This window comes from Vallitalea okinawensis, assembly GCF_002964605.1.
Classification (GTDB): Bacteria; Bacillota; Clostridia; order Lachnospirales; family PQDH01; genus Vallitalea_A; species Vallitalea_A okinawensis.
In genome coordinates this window covers 1-23,584 of the sequence record NZ_PQDH01000030.1, presented here as the reverse complement: position 1 = coordinate 23,584, position 23,584 = coordinate 1, and the positions used below count along the sequence as shown (strand labels likewise).

Sequence of the window (23,584 nt, the reverse complement as noted above, 5' to 3'; positions counted from 1 at the left end):
CATAAAAAAATCTCCTTCCTGATTGTTTGGATTATAACCAGGATGGAGATTTTTACACAGTTTACGTTACAGACTCGTTCAAAATCCCCTTTTAAAATTAATAAGTTTATGATATATATGTATTAATCTATCTTTTAATGAACAAAAAAGAGGCAAAGTATGCCTCTTTAATCTCTGATTTTCTGTATAATACTTGAATAGCTATCATTTGTTCTTGCAATCTCATTCTTATCATCCTTTTGAATGTACCACTTTTTAAGTATATCTGCTTCAATAGTATTCATATTGACTAATACTTTGTCAATGTCACTTAGTCTTTCTTTAGTATCTTTAATACTCTTAGTTAGTTGTTGTATCTTAAATAGAGTATTAATTGCTTCATCTTGTTGTTTTCCACCTTTTACTTTCATAGGATTCAATTCTATGCTACTTATATCATGTGGTCCATTTTCAAGAATTAGTTTATTCCTTTCTCTTTGCATATTGTCTATACTTAGTGTAAGAGCTCTATAGTGGTAAAGATGATTTTCTGCTTCTTTTATGTAATTCATATAATATCCTCCTAGCTTTTATCCTTTTGATTTCTAGTTCTTTCCTTTTATTCTTCCTTTGCATAATTTTTTAATGTCTTCTCTCCGCTGTTCGTTTCCCAGGGGAATTTGTTACTTCACAAGTGACCATATCATTTCCCACTTTCTCACCTACTTCACTATTTACTTTATTAACTATAAAGTATCCCTTTCAAGGTTTTGGGCGTCAAGAAGAAAATTAAAAAAGGTTGTATTTTTTTCTTTCTAGAGAGATTTCTATCAATCGTTACTAAGCATTGTTTCAAAGTTCGTGCATTTACAAAATTCCAAATATATGCTAATATTATTTAAGTTCTTTAACTATAATTCATGGCAATGCCATACCTTCAATATGCATCTACCTTTATTGGTTAATGTCATAAATGAAGGAGGGATTTTATGTTGGAACTAAGCATAAAATTAGATCTAATTACTTTAATTAGCCTTGCTAGTTTAGTAATCGTTCTAATAAGTTAAAGAACATAGAGGGCTCCTTTTGGAGTCTTTCTTAATGCGAATTAAACCTGATTTTAAATACTACTGACAATATCCTAAGATACCGCTCCTTTTCTTTCTCCCTTTCTTTGGTCCATCCCATACATCACAAGACCAATCAACATCTGCTTTCCATCCATTTTTATCATAGTTCTTAACATCATCAAGAATTTGCCGATAACTATAGCCACCAATCGCTTTGGCTACTATTTTAGAAGCTTGTTTTAAACTTTTTGCAGCAACAACACCATCTAACCCGTCATTAAAATAATAAATATTTATTTTCTTCAATGCTGTTCTCTTCCTTCATTAAACCGAACTTTAAACAATATTTTATTTGTATTCTTAGTTATATTCATTTTTCCAATTAAAAGTAAATAACGCTTGTACTAATTATTGAATATAATGTAGTAACGAATGAATCTGCAGGCGAGGTGTTTTTATGTCAAATCAACCTTTCGCATATGTTACGAATTTAAACGATGGCACTGTATCAGTAATACGTGTATCTGATAATATGGTCATTCAAACTATACCTGTGGGAACTGATCCTGGTGGGATAGCAATAACTCCTAATGGACAATTTGCATACGTTACTAATGGGAACAGTAATGATGTATCGGTAATACGATTATCTGACAATATGGTCATTCAAACTATAGCTGTTGGGATTCGTCCTTTTGGATTAGCAATAACACCTAATGGGCAGTTAGTATATATTGCAAACAGTTTTAGTGACAATGTATCAGTAATCCAAGTATCCACTAATATGCTATTAACAACGATACTTGTTGGAGTTTTCCCACAAGGTGTAGCAATAACACCTAATGGACAGTTTGCTTATGTTACTAATACATTATCTGATAATGTATCTGTCATACGTTTATCAGATAATATGGTCATTCAGACTATACCTGTTGGAGATGGCCCACGGGGTGTAGCAATAACTCCTAATGGACAGTTTGCTTATGTTGCTAATGGTGGCAATGCCACTGTATCAGTAATAAGATTATCTGATAATATGGTCGTTCAAACTATACCTACGGGAATAGTACCTTTAGAAATTGCAATAACTCCTAATGGACAAATTGCATACGTTACTAATACATTATCTGATAATGTATCTGTAATTCGTTTATCAGATAACATGGTCATTCAGACTATACCTGTAGGAGATGCCCCACGTGGATTAGCAATAACTCCTGATGGACTGTTTGCTTATGTTGCTAATTCTTCGGATGATAATGTATCAGTAATACGTTTATCAGATAATATGGTAGTTCAAACTGTGTCTGTGGGAGATTCTCCTACAGGAGTCGCAATTACTCCACTGCCAAATCCTATACTAAATCCCTCTTTCGTTAAAGTAATAGTATCTAATATAGAGTTAACTGCCATTGTTCGTGATATCAACTAAGTAACTTATACAGGTAGTACATTGCAATGTTTAGTAATATGCTACTTGTATATTTCAATAACCATTTCTATCAAGTATCATTCTCACACTTCATTAAACAGAGCTTTTGTTAATATTTAGTTCATAGCAAATCCCTATTGTATATAATCAACAATTTAATATTCTCTTTCCAAATGTAAATAACGCTTGTACTAATTACTGAATATAATGTAGTATAAAATATTGTATGGAAAGGAACATTTTAATGGCAAATCAACCTTCTGCATATGTTACGAATGGAAATGATGCTAGTGTATCAGTGATAGAATTATCAAATAATATGGTTGTTCGAACTGTACCTGTTGGAAATTCCCCCTCTGGAATAGCCATAACTCCCAACGGACATTTCGCGTACGTTACTAATAGAGGGAACAGTAATGTATCTGTAATACGATTGTCTGATGATATGGTCGTTCAGACCGTACCTGTTGGATATTTACCTTATGGAATAGCCATAACTCCCAACGGACAATTCGCATATGTTACTAATTCTGGGGGCAATAATGTATCTATATTAAGATTGTCTGATAACAAGGTCGTTCAGAACGTACCTGTTGGAAACACGCCATTAAGATTGGCCATAACTCCCAACGGACAATTCGCGTACGTTACTAATACTTGGGACAGTAATGTATCTGTAATACGACTGTCTGATAATAAGGTCGTTCAGACCGTACCTGTTGGAAACTTACCTAATGGAATAGCCATAACGCCTAATGGGCAATTCGCATATGTTGCAAACAGAGGTTCCAACGACGTATCAGTAATTCATGTATCCCTAAATGAGGTGGTAGCGACTATACGTGTTGGAGAAGACCCTATCGAAGTAGCAATAACTCCTGATGGACAAACTGTATATGTTACTACTATCACGTCTTATAATGTGTATGTGATAGATACACTTTATAATCAGCTCGATGATCTTGTGCGTATTGGGGGTGCTCCTTTAGGGGTGGCCATTACTCCTAATGGGCAGTTTGGATATGTTGTGAATAATTATTCTGGTACTGTATCAGTAATACGTATATCAGATGATAAGGTCATTCAGACAACACATGTTGGAGATCAACCGATAGCAATAGCTATAACTCCAACTTCTAATGCTATATCTAATCCCTCTTGTTAAGACTACAGTAACTAAAATAACTTAAAAGCCATCGTTTATGAAACGAGCTAAGCAATCCATACAGGTAGTACATTGCAAAGTTTATGTAATATGCTACCTATATGTTTCATTAATCCCACCTCATTAAACACAATTTTAGTTATTTAAACTATTTTGATTTTGATACGCTTGTACATATTTACGAATATAATATAGTAGCAACATAAGAATTCATATTTATAATCTAATCATTTAAGTTTATTAAAATAGAAAGGAGAGTTCTTATGTCATTGCAATCTTTTGCATATGTTACTAATGTTAGTGGTGCTAATGGTACAGTATCAGTAATACGATTATCAGACAATATAGTGGTTCAGACTGTGCCTGTCGGAGGTGTTCCCTTTGGAATAGCTATAACTCCAAATGGGCAGTTTGTATATGTCGTCAATTCATTTGGTAGTAATGTCTCTGTAATACAAACCTCAGATAATATGGTTATTCAGAATATCACTGTTGGTGTTGGTCCTTTAGGTATAGCTATAACTCCAAATGGACAATTTGCATATGTTACAAATGGTAACGACGACACTGTATCAGTAATACGATTATCAGATAATATGGTGGTTCAGACTATCGCTGTTGGGGATAGACCATTTGGAATTGCAATAACTCCAAGTGGACAGTTTGCATATGTTACCAATCAGTTGGATGGTACTGTATCGGTAATTCGGCTATCAGATAATATGGTGGTTCAGACTATAACTGTTGGCTCCCTCCCCGTGGCAATTGCGATAACTCCAAATGGACAGTTTGCATATGTTCCGAATTCAGGCTCTGGCACTGTATCAGTAATAAGGTTATCAGATAATATGGTAATTCAGACTATCAATGTTGGCTCAACTCCCTCAGGAATAGCAATAACTCCAAATGGACAGTTTGCATATGTTCCGAATACATCTTCTGACACTGTATCAGTAATACGTATATCAGATAATATGGTGATTCAAACTATCACTGTTGGAGACGCACCTCGAGGAATAGCCATAACTCCGAATGGACAATTTGCATATGTTGCAAATACTGACGATAATAATGTATCAGTAATACGATTATCTGATAATATGGAGATTCAGACTGTAACTGTTGGAAATAGTCCTTTAAGAGTAGCAATAACTACAATTACTAAACCTCTTTCTATACCACCAACGCTTAAAGTAACAGTATTTAATATCGAATTAACAGCTATAGTTTATGATAACGGTTGAAATAATGATAATAAAACTTCCCAGAAGGTAGTTTGATACATTTATTTTGTGATGATAGCTACCTTTTTTAACTCCCCCAATCCTTAAATTATGATTTAGTCATCTCTTGTTCACTCTATCCATTCATGGTATTATCTAGTATGTAAGGTAATGATACGTTAATACAAAGACTCTTAAGAAGGAGTGAACTTAGAAGATGAAAACATTTTTGAAAATTCTTTTTTATATAAGTTATGTATTCTTATTTTTCTATTCAGTCTTCAAACTATATGTTGGTTTTAGGTACATAACAATTATTGCAGGTGTATATGGTCTCATGGATAAAAACTACAATAATGATCATGAAGATAAGAAAATACTTTATATTATAATTGGCTTATGGTATGCTGCAGCGATAATTTTAACTGTTATGTCGTTTATTGATTACCCTAATATTTAACTAGCTTTCTCTTTTATTCTTTTAGCTAATTCTAAGAATATTAAGCAAGGTACCATGCTTTTCTTACCGAAGCATTGCCCCTCATTAAGTTTAAATCTTTGGCAATCCCAACATTCTAAATCCGTTTCTTTTTGTATGTCTTCTTTAGAAACTTTCTCAGGTTCTTTTAAATATTTCTCAATTAACTTCTTGCTATTTGCAACCTTCTTCCTTGGCATTGAATCACTTCCCTAAACAATTATTTTGCAACTTGTTTTTCTTGAAAGTACTTACATTCCCATTCAGCTACATGCAAAAACTTCCCTTTATGAACATTACAATACCCGTACTCTTGTCGTTTACACTTCTTACAAATCGACCTACTCATATATGGCAATACTACATTCCAATTTGGTTCTAACATTTTTAACATTTCTAAATCACACCCAAATCTTTAAAGAAATTAGTTTTTCTCTCTCTTACACCTTTTGTCCTCCAACTATCACCTTTAACAGTCATAGGAACGCACATTTCTTGTATTCTGTTAAATGTTCTAGCTACTCCATCTGATGATAAAAGATGTTGCTTAAGCTGTTCAGTAGTCATATTGGTTGTAATTATAAGTTTCTTATTTGCAGAGTTAATTGCTTCAATTACCTTGTACAAAGTTTTAGTGGACCATTCTGTTTTTACCTCTACTCCTAAATCATCTAACACTATTAAACTTGCTTCTCTAAGAGTATTAATGATTGACATTTCTCCTACTTTGCCACTACTATTAAATGTTTCTTTAATCATACCAAGCAGGTTTTCAACACTGATAGCTATTGCAGTCCTATTATTTTTATACATTTCATTAACAACAGCATATGCAAAATATGATTTACCAACACCAGGATCACCGTTGATTAATAGTCCCTCGATTGTTTGTCCACTTAAAAATTTATTACAAAAAGCTTGCCCTAAAGTGTATAATTTTTCGTTATCTTTCGTAAATTCCCAATTTTCAAACGTAGATAACTCAAACTTACCATCAACATTACTGTATGCTATAAACTTTGACATCTTAGCTTGTAAATCTTGTGCGGCAAGCCTTTCGTCCTTTTCCTCTTAGTGGCATTAGGATCTGGATTAAGGTTAGGTGAGTTGTTAGCCTTAAAATGGGCTGATACTGACTTTGAAGATAGAACACTTTCTATTACCAAAGCAATAAAGCAGGTAACTAAAATAGGAAAAGACGGCACTCGGAAATGGATTAATATAGAGCAAACACCTAAAACAGAAAGTAGTATTAGAACTATTCCATTACCAACTAATATAATTAATGAATTAGTGCTACACAAAGAACGACAAGATCAAGAAAAACTAAATAATGAAGAACTGTATCAAGACAATAATCTTGTTTTTTGTACAGAGCTAGGAAATATAATCGATACCCGCAACTTAACACGTGCTTATACCAGAGCCTTAAAGCGAGCTAATATCGAATATAAGAAGTTCCATTCCCTAAGACATACTTATGCAACTAGATTATTTGAGAATGATGTATCAATAAAAACAGTACAATCGTTAATGGGTCACAAAGACATTACTACAACCATGAATATTTATACTCATGTAATGCCAGAAAAGATGGCAATAGATGTTGAAAAAATTAATGATTTATTTTTTTAACCCTTCTACTGCAACCTTACTGCAACCTTTTACGCTTTTTCGTAGAAATAATAAAACCACCTAAGTCCTGTATCCCTTGATACATAAGGCTTTAGGTGGTTCTTTAACGCACACAGTAGGATTCGAACCCACGACACTCGGATCCGAAGTCACATTCAGCACAATAAAGTTAATATTGACACAAATATCAGTTGACGAAGCAATTACTCAAATATTGATTCCTTGTTTAGTATCATAAATATTAATCGGAGGTACTATTACTACTATTAACATATTCTAATATGGAGCGCTGTAAATTTACATCTTCTATTATGTATGATGGATAATGCAAAAAATCTTTATCTAGTTCACGTATTTTAGGAATATTATCTTCTTTAAGAGCTTTACAGAAATTATCAACAAACTCTTTGGAAGGACTAAATTGGTTTTGGGTTTTATTATTGATACTATCATTATATCTTTTTTCGATATCACAAAGTAGAGGTAGGTCATTTTTTTCAATATATTGTAAAACATTTTCAATATCTGTTTTATATTTTTTAATCACATTTTTTATAGAATCAAATTCAAGATGCATTAAGTGATTATTAATATGTGATATTAGTAATTGTAATTGTCTTATTCCAAATTCATCTTCCTCTATTTCATAAGTACTTTTAAAATCTAAAGCAAAAGCTATATTTTTTAGCATAGTTATTTTTTCATCTGATTTACTTATCATTAGTAATTCTATCCTTGACCTAAATTCTGAATTGTTACATTTCATTAATTCTATCAACATATCCTTAAATAATGTATCTTTAAATCCGTAATCAAACAAAGTGTCAATTAAAAGCCTTTTTTGTCTTGAAATATCATCATTACTATTAGTTAAAGAGTTAAATGTATTTAGAAGTAATTCAACTAGATTTGCCTGATTTATATTATTAAAAATATCTCTATCATTATGATTAATATAGAATCGTACAGTAAAAACAAACCTTTCATAATCTATATCTTTTTTATTCTTAATAACTTTTAGAAGCCATTCTTTTTCAGAACTAACAGGAGATATGGCTTTTGGAGTATATATTAGGTTTCTAAGTCTAAGTATTTCATTTTTTAACATATTATCGGTACTATTAGTGCTTCTAAAAGATAATGGGATTTTTTCATTTATAACCCTAAGCATACTTACTTCATTTATTAGCAGTTTTAGAACCGGATTGGATAATATATGCTTGCATTTATTGATGTAGATATAATTTTCTTCTATAGATATTTTATGATATAACTCTATAAAATCACCATAATTATCTTCAATAATATTCCATTCTTTTCGAAAAATAACTTTAATTGTTGCTGCATATATAAATATTTTAACTAAATCATATTCTGTATTCGTCTCAATAGTATGTTCTTTTATCATATAATTTATTTCATGTAATATTTTGTTTATATTTCTACTATTATTAAAAATACTTATAAAATCATATTCCAATCTAAAAGTATCATCAGCTTTATTAATATACTCTATAGCATCTTTTACATTACTATTTTCAAGATCATATTTAATTTTTATTTTATAGCTACTTTCTAAGGAACTGATAATAGTTTTAAATGTTTTAATAATTTCATTTTTATACTTATGTAAAGAATATTCTTGTAAATGAAATTCTAAAATACTAATAAATGAGCCAGAATCTATATGAATAAGTTCGCTAACATATTTACTCATAAATTCTCTGGAAAATTGACCTACTGTACTTATATAGTCTTCGTCATATACCAATATAGGTATTATGCAACTTAAATTAAGGATTTCCTTAATGAATCTCAATGTATCAGTTATAATATCTTCATTGCATCTATCAAGATCATCGATAATAACTATAATTCCTTTCATTTTGTTTTCTATTTTTAATTGCATAATTGTATTCTCTAATCTATTTTTTAGAACTTTGAAACTATTAGGAGTGATAAAACTACTCATTATCTTATCAAATATGTATTTTTTTTTGTCATCACCTATTAAGTCTTTTGCAGAAGATATGTATTGGCTTAAATCACTTCCGATACCACTGTATATATTATATTTATCAAATATTATCCTTAATTGATTTTCTAATTTTTGAATCATATTTCTTTTATCTTCAAGAAAAAATGCATTTATTTCAATAATTTCATACGTATAATTTTTATTTGCAATTTCACCTTTGAAACTATCGATAAGATAAGATTTACCAAGTCCCCATTTTCCTACAATACCTATACAAAATTCGTTATTATTATGATTTAGATTGTTTAGAATATTAAATATTTGATCTAATTGAGACTTCCTCCAAGGATATAACTTATCTTTATCTTCATTATCTTCTTCTTCATCTTTTGTTCTATGTTCACTTTCCTCATGTAAAAAAATTTCGTTTAATAAAACTGAAAAAAGCAAAAAAATATATATACTAATAAAAATGAATGTAAGACTTTGAGAATCAGTAAAAGTCTTAATGCCACCATTAATTGTTTCAATTTGGAGGATATTCAATATTGAGATATACAAAATTATTTTCAATGCTTTATTTATTTCTTCTTTTATAGAAGTTTTATATTTTTGTGCTAAATACAATATTGTGCCAATGGCTATTGGTAATAAATGATTAATAAATATTATTATATTTTCTGGTATTTTGAATGCTGGACTTAAACTAAGCCAATATAATAATCCTATAACCATTATAATCTCTACTCTGGTTTTATGAGGTTTTTCATCATATAAATTAGTTGAAATAATTAGCAAAATAATACAAGCCAATATTATTATTAACAAGTTATTGCCTATGCTATTAGTTAAAATTGCTTGTCTAAAATGATTCATAAACTGACCTCCGGAGATTTTCAATGTAAACTAGAAATAAATTATAATTATATCATAAAAATACTTAATATGGTAGAAAACGTATTAAAATAGCGAAGCCTAAGCTTCACTTCATTAATGTAAAATACAGAACTCAAGCAAATGAAGATGACTTCATGCATGTCAAGGAGTTCATGATAAGAATGTAGAATAATGATACCGTTAATAGATAACGTATCTATCAATATTAAGAAAGTAAGGTAGATTAAAATTTAATTTATTATTAATTGTTTATCATCATATTCATTATATTACTCAAAATCACTATCTTCAACATGAATTAATTCTGTTCTGAATCGATCAATATACTGCTCTTCAAGTATATTTAATACCTTATTTTCATCAAATCTTTTAAACCGAAGTCTAGTATCTAATTCCATTAACCATATAATCTCATAATAAGTCCCCAAACATCTGAAAATCAAACTTAGAAAAACAAAAAAAGAAGCAATGGAAATTCCTAGAATAAATACCTCCATTTCCACCCAATACATTTCCTCATATAACATATGTATAATACACAGTATAAAAAACATTATATGTATTATAACAAAACCAAAAATCGCAGATGTTTTATTTCGATTATCACTTGGTAAGTCATCATCATTATTGCTTGTTAAGTCATTATTATTAATACATTTAATATATTGTATATAAATAAAATTTAATTTACCAATAAAACCTATAACTGCAATAATAAAATATATTATGTACCCTACCTTATAAGGAAAACCATTCATCCTAACAATGACAAATAAATTAGTTAATGCCACAGTAATCACTAAAAATATTTCTACTACATATCCCCATAATCCCTTTTTCTTATCTAACCTTGAAATCTGTTTAATGGATAAATTTTCAATTGTTTTTTTTCGATAGAACTGATTAATTATAAGAAAGAGCGTAACCCATCCATTACTGGTCAACGCTATCCAATATATTATACTATTACTGTTATTTGTATAATAACCTACTGTGGTATTAAGTACTGTCTTAATTATTAATATCAAAATAGATAGGAGGGGAATAATCTGTATTATACTTAGTTTGATCTTTCTCTCGCAGCTTTGAATTTCCTCATGAATTACCTGCTTAACATCTATAGAATCATTTTTAAGTGTGTTCATATCTATCCTCCAGAAACTTTTTTATTTGCTCAAAATTGAACTTATCCGTATAAATTATCATATAGGTAAAGCAGAACTGAAATATTTTGTTAAAGGCTTTCATCTATTTACTTGTGCTTTTCATTTCTGGTTTACCTAAGGATTTTAATTTTGAATTTAATTTCTCTATTCGTTCCATATGGAGTTTTGGAAGTACAAAATAAAAGTCGAACAAGGTTTGTAACACTTCAAGTAACCATTCTGCTTCACCTGATTCTACATCAACTATCTCACCAGTATTAGTATCTTTTAAAGGATGAGCAGCAAAATTACCAATATTTCTCACCGCGTCTACAGCTTCAGCTATGTAGCTTGGAATATTGTTCAAGCAAATAAACTCTTCTATTTCAGAAGCTAAACTCCTTTTTTTAATTTTTAAATGATTATGTAAGAAGTTTTGTAAGCATCGTCTACTAAGTGCAGCGCTGGCTTTTGGACTCAATAATAATACTTTGGCAGCTTCATCAAAATCTTTTTTATATTCTGGAGGTACTTCGTCAGGTAATGTAACATTCGATACATTATCTGGATAAATTATTTGTTCGGTATCATAGGGTTCTTGCATATAATAATCACAAAATTCATCATCAAGCATTAGTCTGCCTTCAACATAGAATACTATTAATTTATTACATGCAGGGCAAACTCCTGATGCTGTACCACAGCCAACGCCTGAATTGTACCCAACTTGACTTTTGATCTCATGACAACAATTTTCTGTTTTAACCAAATGTATATCTTTCTTGCAATGTGGACAATTCACTTATATTTCTCCTTTCTTTAATTTATATTTTTATCATTATTTATATTCTGCAACCAACTAGCTAATAGAAATTCTGTAATTGTTTTTGATGAATTAACTGCTAATATTGCATGCCTGCTCTCAACTTTGTAATTATTTAGCTTACCTCTACCATGAGCATCACTTAAATCATTTCTAATACATGAAATACCATTAACAATACTAATAAAACCAGAACATATTTGTTTTAAGCTATCTTCTTGATAATTTTGAGGTAGCATGTTTAGTATTTTTGCTACTGACTTATGTAGTTTCATTAAATTACCATCATCTTTATATTCCACATTACTCTCATCAAGAATATGTAAGCAAACAGTTTCAATCAGTGTACGAGCATTAGTAATAGCTCCATCATAATCCCCATTCTGTATTTTTTTATTACATTTCATTATTTGCTGATTAATATAGTTATTGTTAATTTTTTTTAATTCCAGTTCTTGTACTAGCTGATTTTTTTGTCTGAGACCTAAATCTTCAGCTATTTTTATAACGGTTTTCTGATCTTGAACGTTTTGAAGAATACTTTTCACGTATGTTCTTTTACTTTGCACAGTATCCTGGGGTAAAAAAGTAATATTATATGTAATCAAAAAGGTATTTATATCGGTAGTTATCATTGTTTTTTGTAGTTCACATGCTATTGATTCAATAAGTTGAACCCATTCAAATGGATTAAGAAACTCATAGGTAATGGTATTTTCGGAGGAATCAAGATAACTTTCTAATTCTTCCACAATATTGCTTAAATCACTATAAGCATCATAGGCGTCATAAATATCTTCTATTGCATCATCAATGGATAGTAAGCCATTCCTTAACTCAACATTATTTATATACTTTCCATAGTATTTAAATTTTTTTATTAAATCCTTGAGACTATATACAACCCCTGTTTGCTCATCAGGATCATCGCTAGGGCCACACAATCTAAAGCGATTAAAAACTTCAATTAGTTCTAATAATTTTTCTTTTTTTTCTATCATTTGCTTATAGCCTCCAATACCTATTACATAATTATAATAGCTTCAAAAAGCAGAGTTTTTATTATATTTATCCTGCTTTATCTTTTGTTTTTGAAGTTGTCGAAGCTGATAATTTGTCCAAAGTTTCCTGCTGCTCTTGCAGTGAATTTAATCTTTCTAATTCACCTTCAGCTTTAATTTTATTTTTGTTATTCAATATTCTATATAATTCAATTAAGTATTTTTCATCATCATTTAATTCTGATTTATTTTCTTTACCTGTTAATAAATAATCAACTGTAACATTACATAATTCAGCTAATTTATGCACTGCTACCACAGTTTCGGGCACATTTTTATTAATGTAATTTGAAATTGTATTTTTAGATAATCCTAGTTCTTGAGTAGCTTTAGCATTAGTGTATCCAGCTTTTTTTATTGCACCCTTAAGTCTTTCACCGAATTTATTGTACATAATTTCAACTCCAATATCCAAAAAAATAGGGAATCACTATTGACATAACCCTATAATTAGGGTATTATATTAAATATATCACAAATATTAGGGTTATTTTACTTTTATTACCCTTCAACTTTACATTATACCATATAATGCCACTTGTAAAAAGACCTATCTATTACTAATCCTTACTAATCTTTATTTCACATTTTTATCAATTTAATAACGGGTATTCATGTGATTACTGTTGAAGAAAAAATAGAGGTACTGCATTTTAATTACAGAGTAGATGACTGTGTAAACAATATGTTTTTGACAGTACACAAGCAACTATTGACATACCCAAATTCAGTAGAGAACCAATCATTATAAGAATATTCAATTAAATTTAGGGAAGATGGTGAAGAGATGAAAGCGAAAATTACAGGTAAAGTAATGGAGAAGAAGCCAATGACAGGAGAAATGAAGAATCCAATTTTAGTTTTGTTTCAAACAGGTGAGGACTTATTAAGAGTCAAGGCTCAGAATGCAACGTTTAACGGTGTCAAAGAAGGACAAGAGATTGAGTTGAATGTCCTAGCTAGTTCTTACTATTTCAATGGTAAGCATGGTCTTTCAGTCCGTGAAGCATTTTAAACAGGTATCACGGCGAAAGCCTTTTACATACATAATCACACAACTAAGGAGGTTTGATTGATGGGTAATATAATCAATGCAGCCATGGCAAATACACCTTCATTCTTAGATGCCGCCGCAACAAGTGCAGCAGCACAATCCGAGATGGAAACATGGTGGCCTTACATACTGACACTAGTTTTCGTTAGTATCGTTGCAGGTCTAGTGAAGAAATTTGCGTTTTAGTAAAAGGGAATAAGTTAAATCTTATTCCCTTATTTTAAAGGAGTGAAAGCATGGATAACAGGTTTTATCTATATTCTAGTATCGTCATTTCAATACTTGTCATCTTAGCAATTTTCTATTTTAACCATACAGAAGTACAAGCGTCAGAAATCCCATTAACTGAATCAGAAGTTGTTGAGACTATCCAACAAGTAGAGATTACTAATATAGATATTGATATAGAGGATGACATTGTTAAAGCGTACTTGGAACTTCAAAAGATTCAAGAAGCAAAGGAAAAGGCTCGTAAGGATAATAACCTTGTTCTTGCATCAGTAGCAACGGTTATAGCCTTTTTCTTAATAGTTGCTCTTAAAATAGGTGGTGTCCTATCATGATGGGTTTTATAGTGATGATGCTAATAGCTATAGTCTTATTATGCATATACGACATGTTATAAAGGAGTGAGAAATTGAGTAAAGTAGCAAAGTTAATTTTCATATTGGTAGCCGTCTTCGTAGTTGTCTACTTTATGGATTTAGGTGATGCCTTGGGAGATGATTTGACCAATGAACCTGATACAGATTATGAAGTTGTCACATCTATCAATTACATAAACGAGTCTAAGCTTGAAGCTGATTTAATTGACTTAGAAAATTATGCAAAAGTCCTTTCAGACAGCGTTTTTCAATTCGGTACGACTCAATCAAAAATAAAGTACTTTTGGAATGGTAAAGCAACAGACATAGACCCTAACACTGGATTAGATAGACGTTTCGGGCAACTTAGGGAGGAAGATTATGAAGGTACTATTTCATACAAGCCATATGGACTAGATTGCTCGGGATTCATCACTTATCTATTTTGGTTAAGTGGTGTAAAGGACTTTCCCGACGGTTCATATAACCAATATAATTCCTGTTCGGTAAAGGGTGCTATAACAGGAGATTTACAAGACAATGTACAGAATGGCACGTTAATTTTTAGGACAAGCGACGGCACAACAGACCCATCAAAGATAGATCATGTCGCCATAGTTCTGATAGATAGAACTATCAATCAATATTACATATATGAAAGTGCTGGGGGTATCGGAGTAAGAAAGACCTTACTGACAGATACAACTACCAATTGGGTATTAAAAGGCACAACGTCAAGAATTAGTTAGGAGGTAAGCTTTATGGATAAAGGGGATAGAAGATTATCATTTCTTTTATGTGTAGTAATGTCAATCTTTATAGTTTCGATTATAGCATTAGGCAATATAACAGTATTCGCTGAGGTGGCTGTACCTGGTGGGGGCGGTTCCTCTATACCAATTAATCTAACCACTGAAGCCAATAGTTCTAATTTACATAAAGTCATCTACAAGAGAGATAAAAATACCAATCCCGAGAGATGGGTAGTTGTTACCTCTTTGAATGAAGCCTGTGACCTTAAATGGGATTCATCACAACAAGAATTACATTGTAGCTTTGGGAGTTTTCAATTACAAATAGATACTTATTCAGAAGATGGGAGTCTTGAAGAATCGAGAACTTCAACCGGTTATTGGGATATACAAGGAACAATACAAGGTGATAGTTCAATCAAATATACAAATAGAGATATGTTAGATGTGAACGGGGATTTATTTTTAAGTAAAAGCTCTACGCAACCAGTATCTAATATTATTAATATTAAACTGGATGAAAAGCCACAAGAGCAAATAGACGGGTTTCCGCAGATGTTTTATGCGGATTCCCTTACCTATGATACCCTTACAAGAAATTTAACCATTAACATGAAACAGTGTGCTAATGCTGACATGGTTTTTGGAGAGACAGAATTAATCAAGTATTCCACCTCAGACTTTATCGTTATTTCTAATAACTTGGATATAACAACTAAGCGTTATGTGGGAAGTACAGAGCCTTACTTTCAGATTGTCGGAACATTGAAAGAGGGAAACACAACATTTGGAGTTGATATATATGGCTTTGGTCGAAAAGTCTTTCATAGGTCATTTACTGAACTCTATAACTACGTCAATACAGATGGTGAAATATCTCCTGATCATAGCGGACGACCTGCCGACTCATTTGTAACTACTCTTTCACATGTTAATCATTTAATGGTGAATGACCACCCAGCCATTAGTTACCATGCCACACCTTCAACTATTGAGGATTTAAGCACTAATACAAGCTTGATTCATGATAATATACCTACCATTGATAGAATAGGGTCTAATGCTATCGCTATTAGGGTAAATGGTAAGACACCATGTATATTACTGGACGATATGCCCGACGATATTTCTTATATTGTACATAATAATAGCGGTTCAACCAATAGTAATCCTAAATTCTACTACTATGATAAAGATGGCAACCTTGTAAGTGCTACACCACCCAATACTTACCGTGCTATAGGTTATAACTATTATGTTTTTTCTATGGATATATCATCAATCAAACAGAGTAATACAGGTAGGTATACCCCCTTAATGCTGTATTCTCATTATGATAACTACACGACTGTTCCTTATATCTTTGATGATTATTCAAGTACTAACCAATATGATAACTATATTGACGAGGTTAAACAGTTTGCAAATAGTACCCCTATCAAGGAAATAGATGATAACTTTCGATATCTATGGAATTTACAAGAACAGTCCAAAACTAATGATTTTAGCGGTACATTAGAAATTAATACAGAACTAATCAATGACTTTAGAAACGTTATCGTATTGGAATCAACAGGGGAAGCCAAGGCGGTAAATGCTAGTTATAAAGGTATAAAGCAATATGTAATGAACACTGAAATAGTTGAGATGTATGTCTATGATGTTGCTTTCTATATTGAGAATGAAGGAAGCTATTCCTTAAACTTTAGAGCCTTAGAGAATGGCTCTATAATATCCGAATATCCAATAACAGTTTTATACTCTCCTAATCTGCAAATTGATACATCATTAGCCGACCCTCCTGCCAATGAATTGGTCATAACAACAGATAGCAATTACTTTATATTGACGGCTAAAACAACACAAAAAAGCTTATTCAAGAAAGCTAAAGAAATTAGGATTAAGGACATGAATGGCAATATCTTGCGTGAGTTTCCCACCTTTTTCAAGCACGAGTCAACAACCGTCAACATGGACTATAACAAGCCTTACTATACGGACATATTCAAGTTCAAAAAAGTGTCCATACATGCTACATATGCCAAGTTTGAAATCGAGTATGAAGACGACGACAATAACACGGTTATATTAGAATCAACCAATTTAATTGATGCTTCTGGCAATGCATGGGGTGACCCTACAACTGGCGGTGAAATTATAGAAACTGCTGAGAATATAGTTGATGAAGTCAGTAAAATAGAAGTTCTAAAAGTAGCACAAGACAAGATGGAAGAAACCACAATCGGACAGAAGGCAAAGGACTTTTTCGGTGATAATTGGTTACTTATAGTATTCGTTATTTTAGTTGTTATATTGATAATTTTAAAGTAGATGGAGGTTCATAATGAGCAAAAGATTACTAGTCATAGATGATAACACGATTGTTTATAAAAGAATTAAATCAATAAGAAATGGAATGATAGAAACTTGGACTAAAGAAACCTATCCTATAGAATCCGCAGAGAAAAAACACGGACGTCATGAGTACTATGTCATAGGTTCTATCGACGTGGAAAGTGAAGCATTTTTACAGCATAGCCAAAACCTCTTTAAATCCATGTTTTTCAAAGCACTAGTGAGAGATAAGCTGACTATGGTTGAGTTTATCGTTATTGTTATCGCAGGGGGTTCCGCTGTCATTAATGTATATATGGTCATCCAGTTCCAACAGTTTCTTAATGCTTTATCCATGTAGGAGGTGTATTGATCGTGAGTAAAGATTTAGACAGGTCAAAAATGAATGCAGTCCAAGAACTCCTTGGAGGACAGAGAGAAGACGATACAAGAGACTTAGAAATAATACAGCAACATGGTATTAAGATTACTAAAAAACAGATTGTAGCTATTCAATCCCTTAAAATGCTTAATCAGTACTTCCAAGTAGAGGAAGTTAACGGATTTATAGATAAATGGCTAGAACTCTCAAAATATAGTCCTGATAGTGCCAAAGACATCTTAAAAGGTATCGAGTATAAGAACAACAAGAAACTCATTGAGAAAACCAATATCGGAATGAAGGTGAGTAACTAATGGCAATACATATTATTTGTGGTCGTCTAGGCTCTTACAAGTCATGTATAGCCGTTGCCTTTGCTTATGCTATACAGAGTTACCTAGGTTATGACATCAAGGCTAATTTTAACATACACGGCATGACGGAAAGATTAACATGCTATGAGGATGTACTCAATTCATTAGGTGCAGTTCTTATTCTTGATGAAACCGAGATATTCGCTAATAGCCGTGATAGTGCAAAACCCGATAATAAAGCATTAAAACACTTTCAACTTATAAGCCGCAAACAGTTCCTTGAACCTATATTTATAGCACCTCGACTAGGTTCTATCGACGTTAATATACGTGATATGGCTGACTTTACCCATGTTATGCAAATAGATGGTCAAAACGTTATACAGTCCATTTATGAGCGTCCTATGATAGGTGAGGATTACGTTCTTTTAGGACAAAACGTCTTTAACAAAGAAAGATTCGTTCCATTCTTCAAATGGTACGATACAACTGAAAAACCCTCTAATTTTCTTAAAGGAGCATCTAAGTACAATGATATTACAGATGACCTTTAAGAATTCACCGTTAAGAAGGGCATGAGCAAAGCGCAGCATGTACATGCCCTTTAGGTGAATTAATGGCAATGTAATGAAGTCATAAGCACAAGATAATTTAATAGTTACATACTTTAGTGTTCATGAGTTATATAACTCGGTTAGCCTAGTTGGATGACTGTTGTTTTGGTTGGGTAGCATAATGAGGAATCCCCTTGACCAATCAAAATAATAGCCTAGACAACGGTTGATGAATAACATTAGCACCGCAGGTTAAGCGTAGGTTTAAAACATCAAATTAGATGCGTGTCGTCTGTCAAAATTGAATCACTTCGACCTATGTATATAGTTTACTTGTTCTAGGTCGCAAATAAGCAGAAAAATTATGTGAGGTGATTTTTAAAATGTATACCCATGATTTTGTGAAAGACTATTGCTCATATCAGGACGAATCAGAGTTGATGATAGGAAATCAAGAGTTAAAAGCATGGTCACGTTGGGATAAAAGCGAAAATTGTTTTCAACACATATTAAATAGACCTGATTATGAAGAACCTGACATGACCGCATATAATCGAAAGATAGTAATAAGTGGTGATTTGATTCAGGTGTATGATTATAAACGACCTATAAGAAAAGACTATATTAAATTTGATTTAAAGAGTATAGGCTTGGTTGATATGGATGGCAAAGAAGTGCCAAGGAAAAGAAAATCAAAGTATCAAGAGCATAAGGAAATAGCAATGGCTCTTTTAGAATCAGACGAAAGGGACAAAGGACAATTAAGTCTAGAAGATTTAGAAAGACGAAATAAGTTAACGCAACATTTTGAACAATCAGACTATAACAGATGGCTAAACACTAGAAAGAAATCCATCAAGAGAGCAAAAGTAAACCTAATGAGAACTATAAATGCTAATGCGTATTCTGAAACTGGTAGTATAGTAGCCGTGACTCTTACCTTTGATGATAATAAAGTAAATGGCAAGTTTGATATTACAGACGTTCAACAATGTAACGATCAATTTAGAAAATTCATTATGAGGTTTAACTATCAGGTTCGAAAAGAGGATGAAAACTATAAACTAAGATATGTGGCAGTCATGGAGTTTCAAGACGAAAATAACAGAGGTGCAATCCATTACCATTGTATATTTTTCAATATGCCATTCATCAAGTGGGACGTATTCAAAGATAAGATATGGAAACTAGGTGGTGTATGGCTCGATTGCATAGGGAAAAAGGATGGTTTATATATAAATAAGGATAGGGAAGACATGACGGCTCAAAACACCTCTGACAGGCTCAAAAACGTAGGTGCATACATAACAAAGACCATGCAATACATGCTAAAAGAGGAAAACATAGTTCGATTAGCAGGTGAAAAAAGTTATCTCTGTTCAAAGGGATTGGACAAGCCTATCATAATGACAAATAACTGTAACAAGTATGGTTGGATGGATGATGAAATTGAATTCATGGTAGGAAAAAGCCTAGAAAAAACTAATAATTATTTAATAAATGAAAGTGAATATGAGATACCTCAAACACTAAATGGTTGTAAAGCAAGAGATTACATATATCAAGGGAATAAAAAAAATGCCATTAAAAGAATAACCTTTAACGACATAAAGTAAAAATCAAAACTGTTAAGTCAATTATAGCATGAAAAACTTGGAAATACAAGCTTTAAGGAGGATTTAGAATGAATTGTGATTATGTATTAACTAAGTATGAAAGCCAACTTAAAGACATGAATACTCAACTAGATAATGGAACATTTGATAAATTGAAATCTACTGAACAGAAAAGGTTTAGAAGACAATATAATAAGTTAAAACTAATGATAGAGTATGTAAAAGGGGTGTAAGTATATGATAACAGTTTCAAATGCAATTGAACTATTTTTGATGGAACAAGAGATTAGGCAAAATAGTATTCGTACCTATGAGTACTATCAGCAGAAATTAAAGGATTTTGAAAAATATATAGGTTCAGATACCGATATAAACACAGTAAAAAAGCCTAACGTTGACCAATATCAATTACACATAACTAAAAGACCTAAGTGGCAAAATACAGTCTTTCATCCCGAGTATAAAAAACCAATTAAAAAGATTACTGTTCAATCCTATATCCGTGCGATACGTGCTTTCTTTAATTGGATATATGCAGAGGGTTATATTGATACAGATGTAGGGAAGAGAATTAAGCTTCCTAGAGTACCAAAGAAGCATGTTGATATTTTAGACCCCTCTGAATTTGATATTCTATTAAATTCATTTAATGCTCGTACAGAGACAGGAATGAGAAATAAGTGCCTTGTATTATTAATGCTCGATAGTGGATTAAGAAAGACTGAATCTATTAATTTACTTATTGAAGATGTTTCATTAGTAAGAGGTACGATATATGTAAGGGGTGGCAAGGGTGATAAAGACCGAATTGTTCCAATGGGTTTATATACTAAGAAAGCATTGCATAAGTATATGTCCTTCTATAGGTCTATGTCGGAGTATCCAACTAGTAGATTATTTCTTAATAGAGATCGTTCACCTTTCACAGATTCAGCATTTAAGAGTATGATGGCTAGAATGAAGAAAAAGTCAGGTATAAAACGGCTTCATGCTCATATGCTTAGACATACTTTCGCCACTTATTACTTAATGAATGATGGTGATATTATATCTCTTCAAATGATTTTAGGTCATACAACCAGTGAAATGACTAGGAAGTATTTACATTTAGCTAGTGCCTATACTATTAACCGTCATAAGGAAAGAAGTCCAGTGGATAATGTTATAATTAAAAAGAAGAATTATGTCTAATCGACGATAAACGACACTCGGACTCCCACAAGAAAAACGATATAATTAAATTAATAACAAACATACAAAAAAGCCTTGAAAATCAAGGCTTTTAGCTATCTTAACGCACACAGTAGGATTCGAACCCACGACACTCGGATCCGAAGTCCGATGCTCTATCCAGCTGAGCTATGTGTGCATGTTTTTACATATAAAATCTCCTTCCAATAATGAAAAGAGATATTTTAATGGCGGAGAAGGAGGGATTTGAACCCTCGCGCCGCGCAAACGACCTATACCCTTAGCAGGGGCACCTCTTCAGCCACTTGAGTACTTCTCCACATAATATATGGGCATTCATGCCCAGAAATTTTTAGCCAATATATTCTATTAGCTTGCTAAATTAAGATAAAATAATGTTATCATAAAATAATCATGTTGTCAATAATAGGGTATTAAAAACATATTTTATAATAAAAGGATACATACTAAAATTAAAACATTTGACTTCTTTTGTAAATTGTAATAATATAATAATTGAATACGATAAGAGGTGATAACATGGACTTCAATGTTAATGAGTATTCCCGTGTGTCAGAGATTTTAAAAGCTCTAGGTCATCCAGCTAGATTATGCATAGTTCGTGGTTTGATTCAGAACAAAGGATGCAATGTTTCTTTTATGCAAAATTGTTTAAGCTTACCACAATCCACTATATCTCAGCATATCTCTAAATTGAAGGCTGCAGGCATTATAGAAGGTTCACGAAATGGGCTAGAAATAAACTATACTGTAGTAGATGATGATACGATTAATATCATAAATACTCTCTTTCCTCTGGAATAAAAATTTTAACATAAAAAACAGTGCTCTCCATATAGAGGCACTGTTTCATTTTATACTGTTTTACCTATTTTGCTATTTCAAATTGCTCTTTTCCCCCCATATAAGGTCTTAACACTTGATAATAGTTCCATCCTTTTGTTGAAAATTCTCTAGGATTGCAGCTATCGTTCTTCCTACATCTAAACCTGATCCCTTTAATGTATGAGTAAATTTGGATCCTTAACGTTATATTATATCTATAATTATTGATACTTATGGTGTGCTCAATTAAGGTGATTGCATAATATCATTATAAAAAAATTTGTCAATAAGGTGAATAAATAAATTTTAAAATGGTAACCATTATAATGTACCAAAGTTACAGCGTTGTACTTTAAGTGAAATAAAATTTGGATCGAAGAGCAAATTTTATTTCACCCCTCTTAGGTACATCATCTAATACCCCCCTCAAACCTGAACTTCCTTCCCCCCGAAGTTCAGGATTTTTTTATTTCAATATTAATTTCATACACTCCAGTGCTATGTTTTTATATAGTTAAACCTCATCTATCTAACTATGGGATTTGTAATGTTTATTTCATGATGATGGTCGTTTTCGTACGCACCTCCGAGTTCTCTACTAACTTTCTTCAAAGGAGTTTTTATTCACTCCTCTTCTTCATAGAATACCTCTGGCTCTTCTTCAGTCCAACCCTCTTCTTCTAAGTATTCCTCCAGTTCTTCTTCGGTCCAATCCTCTTCCTCTATGAATTCCTCTAGTTCTTCTTCGGTCCAATCCTCTTCCTCAATAAACTCCTCCAGTTCTTCTTCGGTCCAATCCTCTTCCTCTAAGAATTCCTCCGGTTCAACTTCTGTCCAATCTTGTTCCTCTAAGAATTCCTCCAGTTCTTCTTCTGTCCACTCCTCTACCTCTATCAATTCCTCCAGTTCTTCTTCTGTCCAACCTTCTTCCTCTAAGAATTTCTCCAGTTCCTCTTCTGTCCAACCTTCTTCCTCTAAGAATTTCTCCAGTTCCTCTTCTGTCCAACCTTCTTCCTCTAGGAATTCCTCTAGTTCTTCTTCGGTCCAACCTTCTTCCTCTAGGAATTCCTC

General features: G+C 32.0%; 28 protein-coding genes, 2 tRNA genes and 1 pseudogene. 17 read left to right on the top strand and 14 right to left on the bottom strand.

Annotated features, from left to right (window positions below):
• Positions 1 to 167: 167 nt before the first annotated feature.
• Together C1Y58_RS25635 and C1Y58_RS25630 are read right to left on the bottom strand one after the other, a co-directional pair.
• Positions 168 to 551 carry a hypothetical protein gene (locus C1Y58_RS25635; protein ID WP_105620003.1) on the bottom strand — a complete coding sequence of 128 codons (384 nt, stop codon included), beginning with the start codon at positions 549 to 551 and terminating at the stop codon, positions 168 to 170.
• A gap of 555 nt (positions 552 to 1,106) precedes the next feature.
• On the bottom strand, positions 1,107 to 1,355 hold the full coding sequence (locus C1Y58_RS25630; protein WP_105620002.1) for a hypothetical protein: 249 nt from the start codon (positions 1,353 to 1,355) through the stop codon (positions 1,107 to 1,109).
• Between the two features lie 130 nt (positions 1,356 to 1,485).
• Between C1Y58_RS25630 and C1Y58_RS25625 the strand changes: the two genes are divergently transcribed.
• From C1Y58_RS25625 to C1Y58_RS25610, 4 genes are all read left to right on the top strand, one after another.
• The gene (locus C1Y58_RS25625) at positions 1,486 to 2,481 is read left to right on the top strand and encodes a beta-propeller fold lactonase family protein (RefSeq protein ID WP_278286149.1); all 996 of its coding nucleotides are present in this window, start codon (positions 1,486 to 1,488) and stop codon (positions 2,479 to 2,481) included.
• 244 nt (positions 2,482 to 2,725) lie between these two features.
• Entirely contained in the window at positions 2,726 to 3,646 is a 921-nt protein-coding gene (locus tag C1Y58_RS25620) for a beta-propeller fold lactonase family protein (RefSeq protein WP_157950287.1), read from the top strand.
• 263 nt (positions 3,647 to 3,909) lie between these two features.
• Entirely contained in the window at positions 3,910 to 4,890 is a 981-nt protein-coding gene (locus C1Y58_RS25615) for a lactonase family protein (RefSeq protein ID WP_105619999.1), read from the top strand.
• A 196-nt stretch (positions 4,891 to 5,086) separates the two neighbouring features.
• A complete protein-coding gene (locus C1Y58_RS25610; RefSeq protein ID WP_105619998.1) occupies positions 5,087 to 5,329 on the top strand; it encodes a hypothetical protein in 243 nt (80 codons plus the stop codon).
• Here C1Y58_RS25610 and C1Y58_RS25605 read toward each other — a convergent pair.
• Genes C1Y58_RS25605 through C1Y58_RS25600 form a run of 3 tightly spaced genes read right to left on the bottom strand, consistent with a single transcriptional unit; the run spans position 5,326 to position 6,373 of the window.
• Complete coding sequence (locus C1Y58_RS25605; RefSeq protein WP_105619997.1) at positions 5,326 to 5,547, bottom strand: hypothetical protein; 222 nt, start codon at positions 5,545 to 5,547, stop codon at positions 5,326 to 5,328. The two genes, C1Y58_RS25610 and C1Y58_RS25605, sit on opposite strands and share 4 nt — an antisense overlap.
• Positions 5,548 to 5,567: 20 nt before the next feature.
• Positions 5,568 to 5,741, bottom strand: coding sequence for a hypothetical protein (locus C1Y58_RS26640; RefSeq protein WP_157950286.1), 174 nt, complete (start codon positions 5,739 to 5,741; stop codon positions 5,568 to 5,570).
• Positions 5,742 to 5,743: 2 nt separating this feature from the next.
• On the bottom strand, positions 5,744 to 6,373 hold the full coding sequence (locus C1Y58_RS25600) for an ATP-binding protein (protein ID WP_105619996.1): 630 nt from the start codon (positions 6,371 to 6,373) through the stop codon (positions 5,744 to 5,746).
• 15 nt (positions 6,374 to 6,388) lie between these two features.
• Between C1Y58_RS25600 and C1Y58_RS25595 the strand changes: the two genes are divergently transcribed.
• Entirely contained in the window at positions 6,389 to 6,982 is a 594-nt protein-coding gene (locus C1Y58_RS25595; protein WP_242985478.1) for a site-specific integrase, read from the top strand.
• Between the two features lie 241 nt (positions 6,983 to 7,223).
• On the opposite strand, the gene C1Y58_RS25590 is transcribed toward C1Y58_RS25595, so the two are convergent.
• From C1Y58_RS25590 to C1Y58_RS25570, 5 genes are all read right to left on the bottom strand, one after another.
• Positions 7,224 to 9,836, bottom strand: a complete 2,613-nt coding sequence (locus tag C1Y58_RS25590) for a P-loop NTPase fold protein (protein WP_105619994.1) — start codon at positions 9,834 to 9,836, stop codon at positions 7,224 to 7,226.
• 290 nt (positions 9,837 to 10,126) lie between these two features.
• The gene (locus C1Y58_RS25585; RefSeq protein ID WP_105619993.1) at positions 10,127 to 11,002 is read right to left on the bottom strand and encodes a hypothetical protein; all 876 of its coding nucleotides are present in this window, start codon (positions 11,000 to 11,002) and stop codon (positions 10,127 to 10,129) included.
• Between the two features lie 103 nt (positions 11,003 to 11,105).
• Positions 11,106 to 11,804: a DUF4145 domain-containing protein gene (locus C1Y58_RS25580; RefSeq protein WP_207655824.1), complete on the bottom strand. Its 699-nt coding sequence runs from the start codon at positions 11,802 to 11,804 to the stop codon at positions 11,106 to 11,108.
• Between the two features lie 17 nt (positions 11,805 to 11,821).
• Positions 11,822 to 12,826 carry an abortive infection family protein gene (locus tag C1Y58_RS25575; RefSeq protein WP_105619992.1) on the bottom strand — a complete coding sequence of 335 codons (1,005 nt, stop codon included), beginning with the start codon at positions 12,824 to 12,826 and terminating at the stop codon, positions 11,822 to 11,824.
• Positions 12,827 to 12,893: 67 nt separating this feature from the next.
• Positions 12,894 to 13,280 (bottom strand): helix-turn-helix domain-containing protein, encoded by a 387-nt coding sequence (locus C1Y58_RS25570; protein ID WP_105619991.1) that lies wholly within the window; start codon positions 13,278 to 13,280, stop codon positions 12,894 to 12,896.
• A gap of 393 nt (positions 13,281 to 13,673) precedes the next feature.
• On the opposite strand from C1Y58_RS25570, the gene C1Y58_RS25565 reads away from it, so the two are divergent.
• The 11 genes from C1Y58_RS25565 (at position 13,674) to C1Y58_RS25525 (ending at position 21,667) form a co-directional block, all read left to right on the top strand.
• Positions 13,674 to 13,901 carry a hypothetical protein gene (locus C1Y58_RS25565; protein ID WP_105619990.1) on the top strand — a complete coding sequence of 76 codons (228 nt, stop codon included), beginning with the start codon at positions 13,674 to 13,676 and terminating at the stop codon, positions 13,899 to 13,901.
• A 60-nt stretch (positions 13,902 to 13,961) separates the two neighbouring features.
• Positions 13,962 to 14,126 carry a hypothetical protein gene (locus C1Y58_RS26635; protein WP_157950285.1) on the top strand — a complete coding sequence of 55 codons (165 nt, stop codon included), beginning with the start codon at positions 13,962 to 13,964 and terminating at the stop codon, positions 14,124 to 14,126.
• 50 nt (positions 14,127 to 14,176) lie between these two features.
• The gene (locus tag C1Y58_RS25560; protein WP_105619989.1) at positions 14,177 to 14,503 is read left to right on the top strand and encodes a hypothetical protein; all 327 of its coding nucleotides are present in this window, start codon (positions 14,177 to 14,179) and stop codon (positions 14,501 to 14,503) included.
• A gap of 74 nt (positions 14,504 to 14,577) precedes the next feature.
• Positions 14,578 to 15,273 carry an NlpC/P60 family protein gene (locus C1Y58_RS25555; protein ID WP_105619988.1) on the top strand — a complete coding sequence of 232 codons (696 nt, stop codon included), beginning with the start codon at positions 14,578 to 14,580 and terminating at the stop codon, positions 15,271 to 15,273.
• A gap of 12 nt (positions 15,274 to 15,285) precedes the next feature.
• The gene (locus C1Y58_RS25550; protein WP_105619987.1) at positions 15,286 to 17,607 is read left to right on the top strand and encodes a hypothetical protein; all 2,322 of its coding nucleotides are present in this window, start codon (positions 15,286 to 15,288) and stop codon (positions 17,605 to 17,607) included.
• Between the two features lie 13 nt (positions 17,608 to 17,620).
• Positions 17,621 to 17,971: a hypothetical protein gene (locus tag C1Y58_RS25545; protein WP_105619986.1), complete on the top strand. Its 351-nt coding sequence runs from the start codon at positions 17,621 to 17,623 to the stop codon at positions 17,969 to 17,971.
• 14 nt (positions 17,972 to 17,985) lie between these two features.
• Entirely contained in the window at positions 17,986 to 18,306 is a 321-nt protein-coding gene (locus tag C1Y58_RS25540) for a hypothetical protein (RefSeq protein ID WP_105619985.1), read from the top strand.
• On the top strand, positions 18,306 to 18,860 hold the full coding sequence (locus tag C1Y58_RS25535) for a hypothetical protein (protein ID WP_105619984.1): 555 nt from the start codon (positions 18,306 to 18,308) through the stop codon (positions 18,858 to 18,860). Before C1Y58_RS25540 ends, C1Y58_RS25535 begins: the two co-directional genes overlap by 1 nt.
• A 929-nt stretch (positions 18,861 to 19,789) precedes the next feature.
• On the top strand, positions 19,790 to 20,476 hold the full coding sequence (locus tag C1Y58_RS27355; protein WP_456300741.1) for a rolling circle replication-associated protein: 687 nt from the start codon (positions 19,790 to 19,792) through the stop codon (positions 20,474 to 20,476).
• A 68-nt stretch (positions 20,477 to 20,544) separates the two neighbouring features.
• The gene (locus tag C1Y58_RS26630; RefSeq protein ID WP_157950284.1) at positions 20,545 to 20,709 is read left to right on the top strand and encodes a hypothetical protein; all 165 of its coding nucleotides are present in this window, start codon (positions 20,545 to 20,547) and stop codon (positions 20,707 to 20,709) included.
• Between the two features lie 4 nt (positions 20,710 to 20,713).
• Positions 20,714 to 21,667, top strand: coding sequence for a tyrosine-type recombinase/integrase (locus C1Y58_RS25525; protein WP_105619982.1), 954 nt, complete (start codon positions 20,714 to 20,716; stop codon positions 21,665 to 21,667).
• 104 nt (positions 21,668 to 21,771) lie between these two features.
• On the opposite strand, the gene C1Y58_RS25520 is transcribed toward C1Y58_RS25525, so the two are convergent.
• A tRNA-Arg gene (locus C1Y58_RS25520) sits at positions 21,772 to 21,845 on the bottom strand.
• A gap of 50 nt (positions 21,846 to 21,895) precedes the next feature.
• A tRNA-Ser gene (locus C1Y58_RS25515) sits at positions 21,896 to 21,986 on the bottom strand.
• A gap of 221 nt (positions 21,987 to 22,207) precedes the next feature.
• Here C1Y58_RS25515 and C1Y58_RS25510 point away from each other — a divergent pair.
• Positions 22,208 to 22,492 carry an ArsR/SmtB family transcription factor gene (locus C1Y58_RS25510; RefSeq protein ID WP_105619981.1) on the top strand — a complete coding sequence of 95 codons (285 nt, stop codon included), beginning with the start codon at positions 22,208 to 22,210 and terminating at the stop codon, positions 22,490 to 22,492.
• Positions 22,493 to 22,556: 64 nt separating this feature from the next.
• Here C1Y58_RS25510 and C1Y58_RS27200 read toward each other — a convergent pair.
• Positions 22,557 to 22,696, bottom strand: a pseudogene (locus C1Y58_RS27200) (serine--tRNA ligase); the annotation flags it as partial.
• 441 nt (positions 22,697 to 23,137) lie between these two features.
• The coding region (locus C1Y58_RS25500; protein ID WP_207655823.1) for a hypothetical protein at positions 23,138 to 23,584 on the bottom strand (447 nt) is incomplete at its 5' end.

Coding starts and splice junctions, on each gene's coding strand:
- C1Y58_RS25635 (WP_105620003.1), bottom strand. CDS start 551: ATGAATTACATAAAAGAAGCAGAAAATCATCTTTACCACTATAGAGCT.
- C1Y58_RS25620 (WP_157950287.1), top strand. CDS start 2,726: ATGGCAAATCAACCTTCTGCATATGTTACGAATGGAAATGATGCTAGT.
- C1Y58_RS25615 (WP_105619999.1), top strand. CDS start 3,910: ATGTCATTGCAATCTTTTGCATATGTTACTAATGTTAGTGGTGCTAAT.
- C1Y58_RS25610 (WP_105619998.1), top strand. CDS start 5,087: ATGAAAACATTTTTGAAAATTCTTTTTTATATAAGTTATGTATTCTTA.
- C1Y58_RS25605 (WP_105619997.1), bottom strand. CDS start 5,547: ATGCCAAGGAAGAAGGTTGCAAATAGCAAGAAGTTAATTGAGAAATAT.
- C1Y58_RS26640 (WP_157950286.1), bottom strand. CDS start 5,741: ATGTTAAAAATGTTAGAACCAAATTGGAATGTAGTATTGCCATATATG.
- C1Y58_RS25600 (WP_105619996.1), bottom strand. CDS start 6,373: ATGTCAAAGTTTATAGCATACAGTAATGTTGATGGTAAGTTTGAGTTA.
- C1Y58_RS25590 (WP_105619994.1), bottom strand. CDS start 9,836: ATGAATCATTTTAGACAAGCAATTTTAACTAATAGCATAGGCAATAAC.
- C1Y58_RS25585 (WP_105619993.1), bottom strand. CDS start 11,002: ATGAACACACTTAAAAATGATTCTATAGATGTTAAGCAGGTAATTCAT.
- C1Y58_RS25575 (WP_105619992.1), bottom strand. CDS start 12,826: ATGATAGAAAAAAAAGAAAAATTATTAGAACTAATTGAAGTTTTTAAT.
- C1Y58_RS25570 (WP_105619991.1), bottom strand. CDS start 13,280: ATGTACAATAAATTCGGTGAAAGACTTAAGGGTGCAATAAAAAAAGCT.
- C1Y58_RS25565 (WP_105619990.1), top strand. CDS start 13,674: ATGAAAGCGAAAATTACAGGTAAAGTAATGGAGAAGAAGCCAATGACA.
- C1Y58_RS26635 (WP_157950285.1), top strand. CDS start 13,962: ATGGGTAATATAATCAATGCAGCCATGGCAAATACACCTTCATTCTTA.
- C1Y58_RS25560 (WP_105619989.1), top strand. CDS start 14,177: ATGGATAACAGGTTTTATCTATATTCTAGTATCGTCATTTCAATACTT.
- C1Y58_RS25550 (WP_105619987.1), top strand. CDS start 15,286: ATGGATAAAGGGGATAGAAGATTATCATTTCTTTTATGTGTAGTAATG.
- C1Y58_RS25545 (WP_105619986.1), top strand. CDS start 17,621: ATGAGCAAAAGATTACTAGTCATAGATGATAACACGATTGTTTATAAA.
- C1Y58_RS25535 (WP_105619984.1), top strand. CDS start 18,306: ATGGCAATACATATTATTTGTGGTCGTCTAGGCTCTTACAAGTCATGT.
- C1Y58_RS26630 (WP_157950284.1), top strand. CDS start 20,545: ATGAATTGTGATTATGTATTAACTAAGTATGAAAGCCAACTTAAAGAC.
- C1Y58_RS25525 (WP_105619982.1), top strand. CDS start 20,714: ATGATAACAGTTTCAAATGCAATTGAACTATTTTTGATGGAACAAGAG.
- C1Y58_RS25510 (WP_105619981.1), top strand. CDS start 22,208: ATGGACTTCAATGTTAATGAGTATTCCCGTGTGTCAGAGATTTTAAAA.